Raw genomic sequence first — 15,046 nt, forward strand, 5'->3', positions numbered from 1 at the left:
CGGCTTGAGTGGTGTGGAGCAAAGGCAGTTTTTTGTGCACCGTAGGTTGCTTTTCTGTGGGAGCTGGCTTGTCGGATCGCCGCATTGCTGCGATGCGGACGCCCAGGTGAATCAGGCATATCCAGTTGATGCCTTCGCAGGCAAGCCAGCTCCCACAGGTGACCGAGATCGGCCTCAAAAACCCGGTCGGTTCTAAGGCCGCCGCGCTCTGCTTTTGCTCTTGATTTTGATCTTAGGCGCCCCGTAAAACCACGCTGGCCGAACGCAGGCTTTGGAGCGTGGGTAACCCGGCAGGACGCCGGGTTAGCCGCGCTGGGCCAAGGATGGCCCATCGCGGCGGCCCACGCTCCAAAGCCGGAGTGAGGGCACACCGAGCCTAGGCGAGGTGCCGAGTGGTGGGGCGAAGACCTTTTGGTTACTTTTGGGGCGTTTGCCAAAAGTGACCCGCTGTAAGAGCGGAACCCTAAACGGCCGTGACCGCAGCAACGGATATGTACACTCACTTAGGCACCGCCCGAATCACCGCCCGAGGCCCCTGCTGCCCAGGAATCGCCTTCTCCACCGAAGGCAACTGCGGCGCCTGCACATCCGGCATCGCCCAACTATGCTCCGGCTGCAACCCCCCCTGCGCCCGGCGCATAAACTCATACCGGTTCAACGTAATACTGCGCCCCGCCCCACTGTCCCGAATAATGTAAGGCCGCAAAAACACCATCAGGTTGGTCTTGTTCACACTGCGTTTCTCATTGCGAAACAACGCCCCCAACCCCGGAATATCCGACAACCACGGCACCGCGTCGTTACTCTGGCTATACCCATCCTGCAGCAACCCGCCGAGCACCATGATCTGCCCGTCATCCAACAAAATGCTGGTATCGATCGCACGCTTATTGGTCACCGTACCCGCCGTCCCCGAAGCCCGCTCATCCACGGTGCTGACTTCCTGGTAAATATCCAGCTTCACCGTGCCGCCCTCGGAAATCTGCGGCCGTACATTCAACTTGAGCCCCACCTCTTCACGCTGCACGGTTTGGAACGGGTTGTTGCTGGTGCCCCCACCCCCGGTCACATAACTGCCGGTGACAAACGGAATGGTCTGGCCCACAAAAATGCTCGCGGCTTCGTTATCCAGGGTCAGCAGGTTCGGCGTGGACAGCACATTGGTGCCGCCCTTGCTCTTCAATGCGCGGGCCAACACCTTGAGGTCGAGCACCTTGCCAATGCCGGGAATATCCACGGTGCCGTTGACCAACCCGATATTCAGGCCTTTGGGCAGCACATCAATACTGGTCGGGCTGGTGGGCGTGCCAATCACGCCGCTGCCGCCGAGATTCACGCCACCAAAAGCGCCCTTGCCCGCCAGGTTACCGGCCTGCCATTGCACGCCAAACTCAGTGGCGTCGTCCTCGTTCACTTCCACGATCAGGCTTTCGATCACCACCTGGGCGCGGCGCTGGTCGAGCATGTCGATCACTTCGCGCAGGTTGCGGTACAGCGGGTCCGGCGCGGAGATCAGCAAGGTGTTGGTGGTGGCGTCCGCCTGGATGGTCACGCCGCCGGCGCTGAACGCGCTGTCTGCATCGCCGGAGATGCCGCCATTAGCGGTGCTGCTGGTCGAACCGGCCGTTTGGCCGTAGCCCGACTGCACACCACTGCCAGTGGGTGTGCCGCTGCTGTTTTGCGCGTTACTCGCACCTTCGGTGTTCTTGCCATTGCCGCCCATGGCGCTGAGCTTGCCACGGGCATCGTCACTGACGCCGGAGTCGCTTTCACCGGTGAGCAACCCGCGCAGCGACTGCGCCAGCTTGCCCGCCTGGGCGTTGCGCAGGTACACCACGTGCATGTTGCTGGGGTTACTTTGTGCATTGTCGAGTTTGTAGATCAGGTTGCGCGCCAGCTCGGTACGCTCCGGGCTGCCGGAGCGGATGATGATCGAGTTGGAGCGCGGGTCACCGATCACGTTGATCTTCTGGGTCTGGTCGGCGCCCTGGGTTTCCAGCAGCTCGGCGACCATGGCGGCGATGTCCACGGCAATGCCGTTCTGTACCTTCACCACGTCGGTGTCGATGGCGCTGGGGGTGTCGATGCCGTTGATGATCTGCGCGACACGCGCGAGGTTTTCCGCGTAGTCGGTGATGACGATGCTGTTGTTGCCCGGGTAAGCATTGATCGGGTTGTTCGGCGACACGATGGGGCGCAGCACAGGGATCAGGTTCACCGCGTTTTCATATTGCAGACGGAAGGTGCGGGTTTGCATGCCGCTGCTGCCGGCCGTGTAGATCGGCCCGCCGAGTAACTTGGCATCGGCCTCGGGCACCACTTGGGCGACGCCGCCCACATCGACCACGCTGAAGCCCTGCATGCGCAGCGCCGCCAATAGCATGTCGTAGGCCTGATGCGCCGGCACCTGGCCTTCGCTGACCAGGGTGAGGTTGCCCTTTACACGTGGGTCGACCAGGAACTGCTGGCCGGTGGCGCGGGACAGCGCGCGCACTACCGCCTGGATATCGGCGTCGACAAAATTGAGCTGCACCGGCTGGTCGCCCAGTGGGTTGCGGGCCTTGACCACCGCCGGGGCGTGGCTGCGGGCGCTGTTGGTAACCCGGTGCTGGACGGGCGGTTGGGATGCGGGTTCACGCTGGCGATCCAACACCGTCTCACCGCTGCGGCGGGTGTCGGCCAAGGGTTGGCCAAGTTCACTGTCCACCAGCAATGGCGTGGTTGACTGACTGCTGCACGCACTCAGGGCCAGCACCAGCAGCGGCGCGACCATGCGAAAAGGGGGGACTGACCACTTCATGAAGCTTCCTTAGCGCCAAGCGCCTGATCCATGCGAACGGTCCCGGACACAGTGCCGGCCGAGTTATCGACGGTGTCGAGGGTGCGCTGCAAACGCGCCTCGGACACCTCCAGAGAAAACGCGCGGGCATTGCCCAGCAGCCACCCCACCACCGCATCGGCCGGGGCGTTGTCGAAGGTCAGGCGCCAGCCGCCGGGTTCCAGCGCCTGCAACTGGTAATGGCCTTGCAGGCCGGCGCCATCGAGGGCTTGGCGCAACGCAGTTTCATCGCCCTGGCGAGGCGCAGCGACATCCTGCAACAACACCTGCAAAGCGGCGGCCTGGGCACGTAACTTGGGGGTTTCGGCCTGCCAGTAGTCGATCTTCTTCAACGCGGGCTGCACCAGCACCAGCCAGGTCAGCAGGCTCGCCAGGACCAGGCCGGCGCCGCCGAGCATGCGTTTTTCGCGCAGGGCCAGGCCGCGCCAGAACACCTGGGCCTGGCTGCGCAGTCGCTGCACTTTATTCATCGCTGGCCCCTGGCTTTTCCGCTGCCGGCGCCGGGCCAATGGTCCAGGCATGGTCATCGCGGGTGGCCGTAAAGCCGGCCTGGGCCAACGCGGCCTGCCATTCACCCTCAGCCGTCGGGTTACGACTGTCGGCGAGTAATTCCACGTGCAAGCGGCCTTGTTCAAAGGTCAGGTTGTCGACGCTGCCGACCATGAACGGCAGGCTGCTGCCCGCCAGTTGCAGGAGGCTGGTGAAGCGTTGCCCTGGGTCTGCGGCCGCGCCGGTCTGTCGCGCAGCCAATTGCTGACGGGCCTGTTGCAAGGGGTTGAGCACCACCGGCAATTCGGGAAACGCCTGGCGCACCTGCTGGCTCATCAAGGCCTTGAGTCGCTGACCTTCATCCACTTGGCGCGCGGCGTACAGGTTGAGCCCAACGGTCCAGATGGCCGTCGCCAGCGCCACACACGCCAGCGCCCTGCCCCATCCGGCAGTCGAGGGTTGGCGCAGGCGACCGTGCAACCCCCATGTGGGCACTGGCCCACTCCAACGTTGCTGCGCATCCACCCGCTGCACGCCCAGCGCCTGCAAGCCCAACGGGTGCACCGCGCCTTGTTGCAGGCTGTCACGCGTCAACAGATAACCTTCGTCCAGCGCCGCAGTGCCCACCGGCAAGGCATAGGGCGCCGGGTACACGCCGCGCAGCTTGAGTGGCACCTGCGCCAACCGCTCCAAAGCAGCCTTGGGCACCCAAGCCACCTGCACGCGCCCATCGCTTTCACGCGGGCCGTGGGCCACCTGCATCTGTTCCACCGGGCCCAGGATCAACGCCTGCGCGGCGCAGGCTACGGCGGCCGCCGTTTTCGCGGCCGGCAACGGTGGCAGCTCCAGGCTGGTGAGCAAGCTGTCGCGCGGGTGCAGGAAACACTCCACGGCCTGGCGGGCCTTGCCCAACTGCGCCAGGCTTGCGTAGCCCTCTTCAATGACCACGCCACGGTCCAGCCAGGCAAATTTTACCTGGCTCTCAAGGGTCAGCTGATCCAGCGGCGGCAAGCCAATGCGCAAGCGTTTCATACACCCACCCGCGACCAGATCACCCGTGGCTCGCGGTCTTCGGGGCGATGCAACAACGCATCAATCGTCACCCGCCGCTGCTCACGGCGAGCCTGCCCCTGCAAGCGGAACCACTCACTGGTAATGCCCACTTGCACCGAGTCCACCTCGATGTGGGGCAGCCGCAAGCGGTTGACGAAATCCCCGCGGTTGATAAACCAGTGCCCACCGTCACGCTCGGCCACCAGCCCATGGGCCTGGGACACGCTGAGCTGTGGCACCACCGCGCTGAGCACTTCGGCGCTGGCGGTATTGCCGTTGACCCAGGTAGGGCCCGGCAACACGCTGATATACGCCTGCATGCGCTGCAACACGATAGGGTCGAGACCTTCGATCCCGCTCAAGTCATCCAGGCTGCGCAGCATCGGGTATTTGGCGGGGGGGACATAAGAGGCGATCACTCGCTGGCTGATACGCCGACTCACCGCCGGGTCGACGCCGATCAGGCGACACAGCCGCTCGAAGCTCTGCAACTGCTCGGTGTCCACCTGCTGGCGATTGACCAGGTTACGCAGGTTGAACTTGCCCTGCTCGTCCACAATCCGCCCCTCAAACACGCCACCTTGGGCACGGGCCCAGGGTTGATCGAGGCGGGTGAGCACGTCTTTTTGGCGCGCGTCCCAGAGCATCTGCCGGCTGCGCTCAAGGCCACCTTGCAACAGCCATTGGCCCTGGATGCGCAACTGCTCGGCTTCCAGGCTGCGGGTGAACACGGTCTGGCGCGTGAGCATGGCGCCGGCCAGTACCGCCACCACCGCGGCGATCAGCAACGCGCTGATAATCGCCATGCCGCGCTGCTTCGCCGCTGGGGGCGAATACCGTTTCATGGCGCGCCTTACAACTGCCAGGAGCCGATATCGGCATTCACGCCGTCACCATCCGGCTGGCCGTCGGCGCCAAGGGAGAACACGTCGACCTCGCCATTGGCGCCCGGGTTGAGGTAGTGATAAGGGTGGCCCCAAGGGTCATTGGGCAGGCGTTCCAGGTAGGCGCGCCAGTTGTTGTTCTTCGCATCCGCCGGGCGTTCCACCAGTACTTTCAAACCCTGGTTCATGCTCGGATAAGTGCCGTGGTCCAGGCGATAGAGTTTCAACGCCTGCATCAACCCGCCGATGTCCTGCTTCGCTGCGGTGGCCCGTGCCTGGTCCGGCCGATCGAGGACCTTGGGCACCACCATCGCGGCCAGGATCCCGAGGATGACCACCACCACCATGATCTCGATCAACGTGAAGCCACGCTGCCCGCGAGGGCCTGGCAATGGGGACGTTAGGCGCGCGATATCCATCTCGACATTCCTTGGCTTGAGTGCAATTCGTGGCGCAGTGTTGCAAGAACACATGTCAGTCGTATTGAAAATCCTCGGGAGGTTCGGTCGCCAATCGGTCAACTGCCGGCGCTAGTCTGCGGGCCTGTTTCCCGGCTTTGAGAGCGCCATGTACGGCCGACGCAAGGAGCAAGGTTTTACCCTGATCGAGGTGCTGGTGGCGCTGGCAATCATCGCCGTGGCCATGGCCGCCGCCGTGCGCGTGGCCGGGCTGATGACCCAGAGCAACGGCTTGTTGCGCGACAAGTCGATCGCGTTGCTGGCGGCGCAAAGTCGCCTGGCGGAGTTGCGCCTGGAGGGGCACCTGCGCAGCGGCAAGAAAAACTTCGAGTGCGACCAGGGCCGCTTGAAACTGCGTTGCGAGCAGACCATCAACGCCGATGGGCGCCTGTTTCAGGTCAACCTGCAGGTGCTCGACGCCAGCCGCGAAGCGCCGCCACTGGCCCGCCTGGACACCCAGGTCATGGCCGAGTGAGCATGGGCAACGCGGGCCCCTGCGGCAGCTTGTCGAGGTTGACGCGCAGTTTCTCGCCACCGCGTTCTATCTCCACACCATCGCCTTCGATGGCCGTCAGCCGCACGCCGGGGCTGAGGCGCTCACCCAGCAGAAAACTGCGCGGCGGGCCGTCATTCAGACTGAGGATGGCCACCGCACCACGAGCACCTGCCAGCACGCCGGTGACCTTCACCTGCAGCGCCGTCGGCGCATTGGAAAACCATTGCAGCGCCGGGTTATCGCTGAGCGCCGCCAATGCCTGGGGCGTGGCTTGGGGCGTATGGGATTCGGCACTGGTGAGCAGCAGCGGCGTCCAGACCGCCAGGCCAGCCAGTGCGGCCAACACACCCAGCGCCTGCACGCCATGGGCCAGGGTGAAACGATGGGCAAATGCCATGGGGTGGACCTCCTGTTTGTCCGTCGCACCAGCCTACAGGTCAATTCGCACGCTTTTATTTCACACACTCCCCAGTTTTCCAGGAAGCGCGCGATGAAACAGCAAGGCTTCACCCTGATCGAACTGATGGTCGTGCTGGTGATCATCGGCATCGCCAGCGCCGCCATCAGCCTCACGATCAAACCCGACCCACTGCACCTGCTGCGCAAAGACGCCGAGCGCCTGAGCCAACTGCTGCAAGTCGCCCAGGCCGAAGCCCACGCCGACGGCCGCCCCATCACCTGGCGGGCCGATGCCAAGGGCTTTCGCTTCAATCGTCAAAGGGATGATGGGACAGGTATCGAGACGTTTAAAAACGACGACCAACTGCGCCCACGGCTATGGGAAAGCACGCCAATGCAAATCAACATCGAACCCCGGCAAACCCTGGTGCTGAATGCCGAATGGATCAACCCACCGCTGCGGGTGGTGCTGTCCGATGGGCAACACAGCCTCAGCCTGCAACGCGACGCCGCCGGCTTGATGCGCGTGGTGAACCAGCCATGAACAACGCCCAGCAAGGCTTCACCCTGATCGAAGTGATGGTGGCGATCATGCTGATGGCGTTGGTCAGCGTGATCGCCTGGCGCGGCCTCGACAGCGTGACCCGCGCTGATCAGCATTTGCAGGCGAGCACCGAGCAAACAGAGGTGCTGCTGAGAGCGTTGAATCAGATGCAGCGGGATATCAGCTTGCGGGCCAGTGTTGAACTCGCCGTCCCCAGCGCGCCGGAAGATGGGGCGGCTAAAACAGAGGGGCTGGCTGCGGTGACGGTGCGCAGTTCCGACAGCAAGGGCTTTCGCCTGGACGTGATCCGCAGCGCCCCGGTGGCAGGTGACGGGCTGCAACGGGTTCGCTGGTGGCTCAAAGGCGACTCGTTGTATCGGGCAGCGGCGCCCGCGCGGGACCGCTATCCGCTGCCGGCAGCGAAGGATGGCGTGGTGGTGTTGACCGGCGTGAGCGATTTGCAGGTGCGGGTGTGGGAGGCGGATAAGGGATGGCGGCAGTTGAGTGGTAATCGCCGCGAGGACCCGCTGGGGCTGGAAATCAGCCTGGTGCGGCAGACGCCGCTAGGCGTGGAAAAATATCGCCAGGTGGTGGGGCCGTTGAGGTCGTTGAACTAACTCAACAACACCACTCCACCCGGCAATTCCGTACATTTGGCCCCATACGCATCGCGAATCAACAACGCCACCCCTGCCAACTGCTGCAAGCTGAACCGCGCCTGCACCCGGCGTTGGCCGAGTTCTCTGTTCAGCAACACCAGCATCCCCGGTCGATAGCGGTTGATCTCATCCACCACCGTCGCCAGCGTGGCGTTGTTGAACACCAGGACCTGTTCACGCCAGGCAACCACCGCCTGGGTGTCTACCGTGGTCACTTCGCTGACCCCGACGTTGCCATAGGTCAGTTGCCGGCCACCGTCCAGGCGCACGCTGCGCCCGGCGATGTCCACCATGAGCGAGCCCTCGATACAGGTCACGCACACGTTGTGGTCGGTGTTGCGCACATTGAAGCGGGCCTGCGCCGCACTGACCCAGCCTTCGCCGGCCTGGACCTTGAGCGGCTGCGCAATGTGGGCGAGCACCTCGACTTCACCCTCAAGCAATTCAATGCCCTGCCCCACTCGGCTGATGCGCGTCTGGGTATTGAGTTCCAGGCTTATTCCTTCGCTCAACATCACCTGGCGCTGCTCGCCGACTTCGGTGCGGTAGTCCGCCGTGAGTCCGGCGAAACCGCCCGGTACGCCGGCACGGACCATCACCACGGCCGCCGAGGCAGCAATCGCACCGCCCAGGAAGGCACGACGGCCAAAGCTGCGCGGTTGCGACACCTGTTCAAGGGCCGGGGCCAAGTCGCGCCATAACGCCTTGGCCTGTTCGAACGCTTGGGCATGTTCCGTGCTCTGCGCGCACCAGGCCTGCAGGGCCTTGGCGTCGGCCACGGTGGCGCGGCCCGAGGTCAGCAGGAGCAGCCAGTCGCGGGCTTCATCGTGCAGGGGGCTGGCGGCGGATTGCCGGGCGGTGGAGAGGCTAAAAATATTCAAGCGCGCACGTACTCACGGATTTATCAGGGACTCGACACTAAGACGGTTTTCCGGCCCCGGGACCGAACCGCTGAATCACTTTTCTTTCCAGGCGCTTGGCACAGTGGCCCAGGGCTGCCTTGATTTCCTTCTCGACCATGCGCGTGGAGATGCCGAAACGCTGGGAAATTTCCAGGTGCGGGGCTTCTTCCAGTCGCGCTGCGATGAGGATCTTGCGGCGGCGTGCCGGCAGTTCGTAGAGGGCCTTGACCAAGGATTGGATTTCTTTCTGGCCACCCACCACCCGCGACGGGTCCTGGGCTTCGTCGGCGCTTTGCAACAGTTCCTCCACTTCGCTGCCGGTGAGCAGACGCGCGTCGGCCTGGCGGCGGTCGGCGGCGATGTTCAAGGCCATGCGGTACAGATAAGCGTTGGGTTGTTGCAGGTTCGGCGGCACGTCCATGCGGTCGACCCGCAGGTAGGTTTCGTGCAGCACGTCGTTGGCCAGGTCCTCCGAGCCCAGGCGCTTGCGCAAACGCACCTTGAAGTCTTCGTAGGAGGCCAGGAACAAGCTGACCATCGGACTGTGCCCGGTATTTTTCATCCGCCCCAGGTTCCTTTCGCTACTGTGCATTCCATGCGCGTTCCTGTTGTGTCGGGCATCAAAAGTAAAGTCACCGGTTGGCGCAGTGAGCTCGGCGCCGGGCGTTCGACCCGGGCCGCACTCAGGCTGCGCACCAGTGCTTCATCGCGTTGTTCATCGCCGGTGGAACTGACCAGCCGACTGTGTTCAATCACCCCGTCCGGGTTGACCCATACCTGCACCAGCGCGCGAAAACTACCGGGCCGGGTCAGCGGCGAACGGCACAGGCTGGTTTCGATGGCGTGTTGCAACGCCGTCGCGTAGCTGTTGTTGATCCGCGCGACGCTGCGTGCAGCCGCACCCTGGGTGGGCGGCGGCTGGCTGACCTGCGGTGTCTGCAAGGTAAACGCATCGTTGCGTGCATAACGTGCCATCAGGCCACTCCCTGTCAGCAACATCGCCAGTGCCTCTTGCGCCGTAAAGCGCCCGCGCACCCCAATCGAGCGCCGGCCCCGCGTCAACTCGCGGTCCACCAGCACCGCCATCCCGGTGGCGCGGCTGTAGGCTTGCAGTGCGTGCTCCAGGTCCTGCGCCGGCAGGTCCAACGACACCAGGGGTGACGCTGCCAGTGCCGTACGACCACCGACCACCAGCAACAGCAAGACCAGGGCGCACATGACGCGCCTCCAGACTCCCTGTTCACCCCCTGCTCTGCATCGCTGCACGGCCGACGCGCCCTAGAAAACCGTCATCCTGAGGCCAGTTTATGAACCTGATGTTACGGTGATAGCAAAAAAAACATCACAGTGACGTAAGGCCTGCTGCACTAGACTTGCTAGCCATAACGGCCCACCTCCCGGGCCTGCCAGGAGGCCCTGAATGAACGTGTTACAGTCCCTTGTCAGCCTGTTGCTGTGCGTCGCCCTGCCCTTGAGTGCCCATGCCGACAATTGCGCAGAGGTCACGGTGGATGGGTATAAGGCGCCCGACTACGGTTGTTTGAGCCAGCAGATGGGCAATGACACGAATGCGGCACAGGCGGCGAAGAAGAACCAGGAGGCACAGAACATTTCCGTCGAAAAGCGGCAGCCCAATAAAGTGGGTCTAGCCACTCCGGCGGCGACCAGTGTGCGTATGGGCAACACGTTTGGTACGTCGGTGAAGCCGCAGCGGCCTTGAGCCGTTAGAAATTGTCTGAGTACACATGTGACAAATGTGGGAGCGGGCTTGCTCGCGAATGTGGTGGATCAGTCAAATCATCAGTGACTGACACTCTGCATTCGCGAGCAAGTCGAAGCGTCGAACCGCCGCTCCCACAGTTTGGACTTGCCGCGTATCTCAAGCCGCGTGGCTTTCCTTTTTCAAGCTGTCCATATCAATCACAAACCGGTACTTCACATCGCCCTTGAGCATCCGCTCATACGCCTCGTTGATGCCTTGGATATCGATCATTTCCACGTCCGAGACAATCCCGTGCTTGGCGCAGAAGTCCAGCATGTCCTGGGTCTCCTGGATACCACCGATCAACGAACCGGCCAGGCTGCGGCGCTTGAAGATCAGGTTGAACACGGTGGGCGACGGGTGCGGGCTGTCGGGTGCACCGACCAGGGTCATGGTGCCGTCGCGCTTGAGCAGGTTGAGGAAGGCGTCTAGGTCGTGCGGTGCGGCGACGGTGTTGAGGATGAAATCCAGGCTGTTGGCGACCTTGGCCATTTCGTCCGGGTTTTTCGATACCACCACTTGGTCTGCGCCCAGGCGCAGGCCGTCTTCGCGTTTGTTGGGTGAGGTGGTGAACAGCGTGACGTGCGCGCCCATGGCGTGGGCGATCTTCACCGCCATATGGCCCAGGCCACCGAGACCGACTACACCGACCTTCTTGCCGGGGCCAACCTTCCAGTGGTGCAGCGGCGAATAGGTGGTGATGCCCGCGCACAGCAGCGGCGCGACGGCGGCCAGGTTGGAAGCGTCGTGGGAGATGCGCAGCACGAACTTCTCCTTGACCACGATGCTGTCGGAGTAGCCGCCAAAGGTGTTTTCGCCGCCGAATACTGGGCCGTTGTAGGTGCCGGTAAAGCCGCTCTCGCAGTACTGTTCCTCGCCCTCGGCACAGGACGCACAGTGCTGGCAGCTGTCGACCATGCAGCCGACACCCGCCAAATCACCGACGTTGAACTGGCTGACATTGGCGCCTACTGCCGTGACGCGGCCGACGATTTCATGGCCGGGTACGGAGGGGTACAGGGTGTTGTTCCATTCGTTGCGCGCGGTGTGCAGGTCGGAGTGGCAGACCCCGCAATAGAGAATGTCGATCTGTACATCATCCGCCCCCGGCGAGCGGCGCTCGAAGGTAAAGGGCTTGAGGGAATCCTTGGCGTTCTGGGCGGCGTAGCTGTAAGTCTTGGCCATTTCGTTCACCTGTGTGATCGGATGCTGGAAGTCAGATGACCCGCATAGACGCTGAATCGTTCAACCGAGCACGTCCATACAATCCGCGTTACTGCGCGGCCCCTAAGCTCCTGACTTTCTCAAGACGCTGGAGAGTGGGCATGTGTAAAAAAGTGAGGACGGTATCGCTGGCTGTCACGTTGCTGGCCGGGGCCATGATGGGCAGTGCCTTTGCGGCAACACCCGCGGTAGCGGTGGCCCCGCAATATGACACCAGCCACGTCTATGTGGCGCCGGCCGATGTCGACCGTTTTGCCCAGAGTTTCCTGGCCACCTTCGGCGGCAAAAGCACGGCCCAGGTGGTGGTGAACGTGCTGCCGGTGCCGAGCAGCACCACCTCGCAATTGCTGCAGACCCCGGCGGGCACGGTGTCGTTGTTTGGCTTCACCACGCCGATCCCGCACCCGTTCGGCCAGGAGCGCAACGGTTACCTGGTCAAGGACATGGACGCAGCGCTCAAGGCCGCCCGGGAAAACGGTGCGGCGGTGATCGTCAGCGACTTCCCCGACCCGATCGGGCGTGACGCCGTGGTGCAGTGGCCAGGCGGCGTGAATATGCAGCTCTATTGGCACACCAAGACCCCGGATTACGCCGCGTTCCAGACCGTGCCGGAAAACCGCGTGTACCTCAGCGCCGACCGTGCCAACAGCTTTATCAAGTCGTTCCTGGGCTTCTCCCACGGCAAAGTCCTGGCCGATGACAGGCACGCACCGGGCGTGGATATCGGTCAAGCCAGCGGCACTTATCGCCGCGTCGACATCGAGTCGCCGTTCGGCCGCATGGCGGTGCTGGTCACCAACGGTCAACTGCCCTACCCGTTCGGCCATGAAACCACCGGCTATCAGGTGGCTGACCTGGCGGCGACCCTGGGCAAGGCCACTGGCTCCGGCGCCACAGTGCTGGTGCCTGCCTTTGACAGCAAAGGCCGTCGCAGCGCTTTGGTCGAGTTCCCGGGCGGCTATGTCGCGGAGATTCACCAACTCAACGCGGCAAAATGAAGCGTCGCACAGGCTGGGGCCTGGCCGTGCTGTGGCCGCTGCTCGCCGGCGGCGTCCACGCCGACGAGCAAGCGACACGCCCGACCATCAAGGCCAACCGCTGGCAGGAAGACTGGTCGGTACTGCAAAACCCGGCGCTGCGCACGCAGCCGTTGGACAATTTGAAGTACATCCCATTGTCAACTGCCAACCCGTTCACCTACTTGTCCCTGGGCGCCACGTTGCGCGAGCGCTTCGAGATGAACGATGCCAGTGGTTTTGGCGTGCGCGATGTGAAGCGTGATCGCTACCTGATCCAACGCTTCCAGGTGCATGCCGACCTGCACCTGAACGAACACTGGCGGGTGTTCACCCAGCTTGAAGACGTGCGCGCGTATGACAAGACGACGATCGGCGGCGCCGACCAGAACCGCGTCGACCTGCGCCTGGCCTTTGCCGAATACGTCAATGCCTTCAGCAGCGGCACGCTGAAAGCACGTGTCGGGCGCCAGGATTTCGCTTTCGACTTGCAGCGCTTCATCTCATCGCGGGATGGCCCGAACGTGCGGCAATCCTTCGATGCGCTGTGGGCGGACTGGGAGACGTCGAACTGGCGCTTTATCGGAATTGCCAGCCAGCCGGTGCAGTATCAGGACGGGCGCCACTTCGACGACAAATCCAATAGTGACGCACGCTTCCACATGGTGCGGGTCGAGCGGCTGGTGGGCGGTAAAAACGAACTGTCGGCCTACTACGGCGTGTATGAACGCAGCGCGGCGCACTACCTTGACGCGGACGGCGACGAAACCCGCCACCTGTTCGACGCCCGCCTGGGCGGCGCGGCCATGGGCTTTGACTGGGACATCGAAGCGATGCTGCAAAGTGGCTCGGTGAGCAACAAGGATATCCGCGCCTGGGCCGGTGGCAGTCGCACGGGCTACACCTTTGACAGCCTGGCCTGGAAGCCGCGCCTCGGCCTGCAATTGGACATTGCCTCGGGCGACCGCAAGACCGGGGATGGCACTGTCGGCACATTCAACCCGCTGTTTCCCAACGGCTACTACTTTTCCCTCGCAGGCTACACGGGCTACAGCAACCTGATCCACTTCAAGCCGTCGATCACCGTCAAGCCGATCGACAAGCTCAGCGTGCAAACCGCCATCGGCCTGCTCTGGCGGCAAACCACCAGCGATGCGGTGTACACCCAGCCCAACCTGCCGGTGGCCGGCACCGCTGGCAGCGGTGATCGCTGGACCGGCGCCTACGCACAACTGCGCACTGACTATGTGTTCAACGCCAACCTCACCGGCGCCGTCGAAGCCGTGCACTACGACGTCGGCCAGACCCTGCGCGATGCGGGCGGTGATGACAGCAATTACCTGGGGGTCGAGCTCAAGTTCAGTTGGTAACACCAAGCAAGCACACCCGTACAAGCCCTCGAAACGCTTAAGGGCAATAGTGATCCTGAGTTTTCCAGCCTATTCACCAAGGAGTTTTCCATGAGCACATTCGTTGCCAAAGACGGTACCCAGATCTACTTCAAGGATTGGGGCAGCGGTAAGCCCGTGCTGTTCAGCCACGGCTGGCCGCTGGATGCCGACATGTGGGAATACCAGATGGAATACCTGAGCAGCCGTGGTTTTCGCACCATCGCGTTTGACCGCCGTGGCTTCGGGCGCTCGGACCAGCCGTGGACGGGTAACGACTACAACACCTTCGCCGACGATATCGCGCAGTTGATCGAACACCTGGACCTCAAGGACGTGACCCTGGTGGGCTTCTCCATGGGCGGCGGCGACGTGGCGCGCTACATCGCCCGCCACGGCAGCGCCCGCGTCGCCGGCCTGGTACTGCTGGGTGCGGTGACGCCGCTGTTCGGCCAGAAACCGGATTACCCGCAGGGCGTGCCGACTGAAGTGTTCGATGGCATCAAGGCCGGGCTGTTGAAGGATCGCGCGCAATTCATCAGCGATTTCAACACGCCGTTCTTTGGTATCAACAAGGGCCAGACAGTCTCCGAAGGCGTGCTGACGCAGACCCTGCAGGTGGCAATGCTGGCGTCACTGAAATCGACCGTGGATTGCGTCACCGCCTTCTCCGAAACCGACTTCCGCCCGGACATGGCCAAGATTGACGTGCCGACCCTGGTCATCCACGGTGACGGCGACCAGATCGTACCGTTCGAAACCACCGGCAAAGCCGCCGCGGCTTCGATCAAAGGCGCCGAGCTGAAGGTCTACAAGGACGCACCACACGGTTTCGCCGTGACCCATGCCCAGGCCTTGAATGAAGACCTGCTGGCGTTCCTGAACCGCTGAAACACCTGAACCACCCTCTCCTTATTTCGGCCGGGCTTGCCC

At 63.1% G+C, this 15,046-nt stretch carries 17 protein-coding genes; 7 read left to right on the forward strand and 10 right to left on the reverse strand.

Annotated elements, in window-relative coordinates; translation table 11 throughout:
* Nucleotides 1–499 precede the first annotated feature (499 nt).
* Genes gspD through gspG form a run of 5 tightly spaced genes read right to left on the reverse strand, consistent with a single transcriptional unit; the run spans nucleotide 500 to nucleotide 5,684 of the window.
* Nucleotides 500–2,800, reverse strand: coding sequence for a type II secretion system secretin GspD (gspD, locus tag JBO08_RS22280; RefSeq protein ID WP_065946286.1), 2,301 nt, complete (start codon nucleotides 2,798–2,800; stop codon nucleotides 500–502).
* On the reverse strand, nucleotides 2,797–3,309 hold the full coding sequence (gene gspM / locus JBO08_RS22285) for a type II secretion system protein GspM (RefSeq protein ID WP_049708802.1): 513 nt from the start codon (nucleotides 3,307–3,309) through the stop codon (nucleotides 2,797–2,799). Before gspM ends, gspD begins: the two co-directional genes overlap by 4 nt.
* Nucleotides 3,302–4,360: a type II secretion system protein GspL gene (gene gspL / locus JBO08_RS22290; protein WP_065876198.1), complete on the reverse strand. Its 1,059-nt coding sequence runs from the start codon at nucleotides 4,358–4,360 to the stop codon at nucleotides 3,302–3,304. Before gspL ends, gspM begins: the two co-directional genes overlap by 8 nt.
* Nucleotides 4,357–5,226 carry a type II secretion system minor pseudopilin GspK gene (gspK, locus tag JBO08_RS22295; protein WP_186753029.1) on the reverse strand — a complete coding sequence of 290 codons (870 nt, stop codon included), beginning with the start codon at nucleotides 5,224–5,226 and terminating at the stop codon, nucleotides 4,357–4,359. Before gspK ends, gspL begins: the two co-directional genes overlap by 4 nt.
* An 8-nt stretch (nucleotides 5,227–5,234) precedes the next feature.
* Nucleotides 5,235–5,684 (reverse strand): type II secretion system major pseudopilin GspG, encoded by a 450-nt coding sequence (gspG, locus tag JBO08_RS22300; protein WP_049708805.1) that lies wholly within the window; start codon nucleotides 5,682–5,684, stop codon nucleotides 5,235–5,237.
* Nucleotides 5,685–5,832: 148 nt separating this feature from the next.
* On the opposite strand from gspG, the gene gspI reads away from it, so the two are divergent.
* A complete protein-coding gene (gspI, locus tag JBO08_RS22305) occupies nucleotides 5,833–6,198 on the forward strand; it encodes a type II secretion system minor pseudopilin GspI (protein ID WP_065876199.1) in 366 nt (121 codons plus the stop codon).
* Here gspI and JBO08_RS22310 read toward each other — a convergent pair.
* The gene (locus tag JBO08_RS22310) at nucleotides 6,185–6,616 is read right to left on the reverse strand and encodes a type II secretion system protein N (RefSeq protein WP_065881392.1); all 432 of its coding nucleotides are present in this window, start codon (nucleotides 6,614–6,616) and stop codon (nucleotides 6,185–6,187) included. The two genes, gspI and JBO08_RS22310, sit on opposite strands and share 14 nt — an antisense overlap.
* Before the next feature lie 93 nt (nucleotides 6,617–6,709).
* Between JBO08_RS22310 and gspH the strand changes: the two genes are divergently transcribed.
* Both gspH and JBO08_RS22320 read left to right on the forward strand, forming a co-directional pair.
* The gene (gene gspH / locus JBO08_RS22315; RefSeq protein WP_049708808.1) at nucleotides 6,710–7,162 is read left to right on the forward strand and encodes a type II secretion system minor pseudopilin GspH; all 453 of its coding nucleotides are present in this window, start codon (nucleotides 6,710–6,712) and stop codon (nucleotides 7,160–7,162) included.
* On the forward strand, nucleotides 7,159–7,779 hold the full coding sequence (locus JBO08_RS22320; protein ID WP_065876200.1) for a type II secretion system protein GspJ: 621 nt from the start codon (nucleotides 7,159–7,161) through the stop codon (nucleotides 7,777–7,779). Before gspH ends, JBO08_RS22320 begins: the two co-directional genes overlap by 4 nt.
* On the opposite strand, the gene JBO08_RS22325 is transcribed toward JBO08_RS22320, so the two are convergent.
* Genes JBO08_RS22325 through JBO08_RS22335 form a run of 3 tightly spaced genes read right to left on the reverse strand, consistent with a single transcriptional unit; the run spans nucleotide 7,776 to nucleotide 9,941 of the window.
* The gene (locus tag JBO08_RS22325; protein WP_065910653.1) at nucleotides 7,776–8,702 is read right to left on the reverse strand and encodes a FecR domain-containing protein; all 927 of its coding nucleotides are present in this window, start codon (nucleotides 8,700–8,702) and stop codon (nucleotides 7,776–7,778) included. The genes JBO08_RS22320 and JBO08_RS22325 overlap by 4 nt on opposite strands.
* A gap of 37 nt (nucleotides 8,703–8,739) precedes the next feature.
* Entirely contained in the window at nucleotides 8,740–9,285 is a 546-nt protein-coding gene (locus JBO08_RS22330) for an RNA polymerase sigma factor (protein ID WP_065876202.1), read from the reverse strand.
* Nucleotides 9,282–9,941 carry a TonB family protein gene (locus JBO08_RS22335; protein WP_220075002.1) on the reverse strand — a complete coding sequence of 220 codons (660 nt, stop codon included), beginning with the start codon at nucleotides 9,939–9,941 and terminating at the stop codon, nucleotides 9,282–9,284. Before JBO08_RS22335 ends, JBO08_RS22330 begins: the two co-directional genes overlap by 4 nt.
* Nucleotides 9,942–10,143: 202 nt before the next feature.
* Here JBO08_RS22335 and JBO08_RS22340 point away from each other — a divergent pair, with 202 nt between their 5' ends.
* Nucleotides 10,144–10,443 carry a hypothetical protein gene (locus JBO08_RS22340; protein ID WP_220075001.1) on the forward strand — a complete coding sequence of 100 codons (300 nt, stop codon included), beginning with the start codon at nucleotides 10,144–10,146 and terminating at the stop codon, nucleotides 10,441–10,443.
* Between the two features lie 159 nt (nucleotides 10,444–10,602).
* Here JBO08_RS22340 and JBO08_RS22345 read toward each other — a convergent pair whose 3' ends face one another.
* Nucleotides 10,603–11,670 (reverse strand): NAD(P)-dependent alcohol dehydrogenase, encoded by a 1,068-nt coding sequence (locus tag JBO08_RS22345; protein ID WP_065876204.1) that lies wholly within the window; start codon nucleotides 11,668–11,670, stop codon nucleotides 10,603–10,605.
* Nucleotides 11,671–11,810: 140 nt separating this feature from the next.
* On the opposite strand from JBO08_RS22345, the gene JBO08_RS22350 reads away from it, so the two are divergent.
* The 3 genes from JBO08_RS22350 (at nucleotide 11,811) to JBO08_RS22360 (ending at nucleotide 15,004) form a co-directional block, all read left to right on the forward strand.
* Nucleotides 11,811–12,707 carry a VOC family protein gene (locus JBO08_RS22350; RefSeq protein WP_220075000.1) on the forward strand — a complete coding sequence of 299 codons (897 nt, stop codon included), beginning with the start codon at nucleotides 11,811–11,813 and terminating at the stop codon, nucleotides 12,705–12,707.
* Nucleotides 12,704–14,095 (forward strand): alginate export family protein, encoded by a 1,392-nt coding sequence (locus JBO08_RS22355; RefSeq protein ID WP_220074999.1) that lies wholly within the window; start codon nucleotides 12,704–12,706, stop codon nucleotides 14,093–14,095. The genes JBO08_RS22350 and JBO08_RS22355 overlap by 4 nt, the downstream gene beginning before the upstream one ends.
* A gap of 90 nt (nucleotides 14,096–14,185) precedes the next feature.
* Nucleotides 14,186–15,004 (forward strand): alpha/beta fold hydrolase, encoded by an 819-nt coding sequence (locus JBO08_RS22360; protein ID WP_049708817.1) that lies wholly within the window; start codon nucleotides 14,186–14,188, stop codon nucleotides 15,002–15,004.
* Nucleotides 15,005–15,046 lie beyond the last annotated feature (42 nt).

This window comes from Pseudomonas sp. LAP_36 (assembly GCF_019456785.1).
GTDB lineage: Bacteria > Pseudomonadota > Gammaproteobacteria > Pseudomonadales > Pseudomonadaceae > Aquipseudomonas > Aquipseudomonas tritici.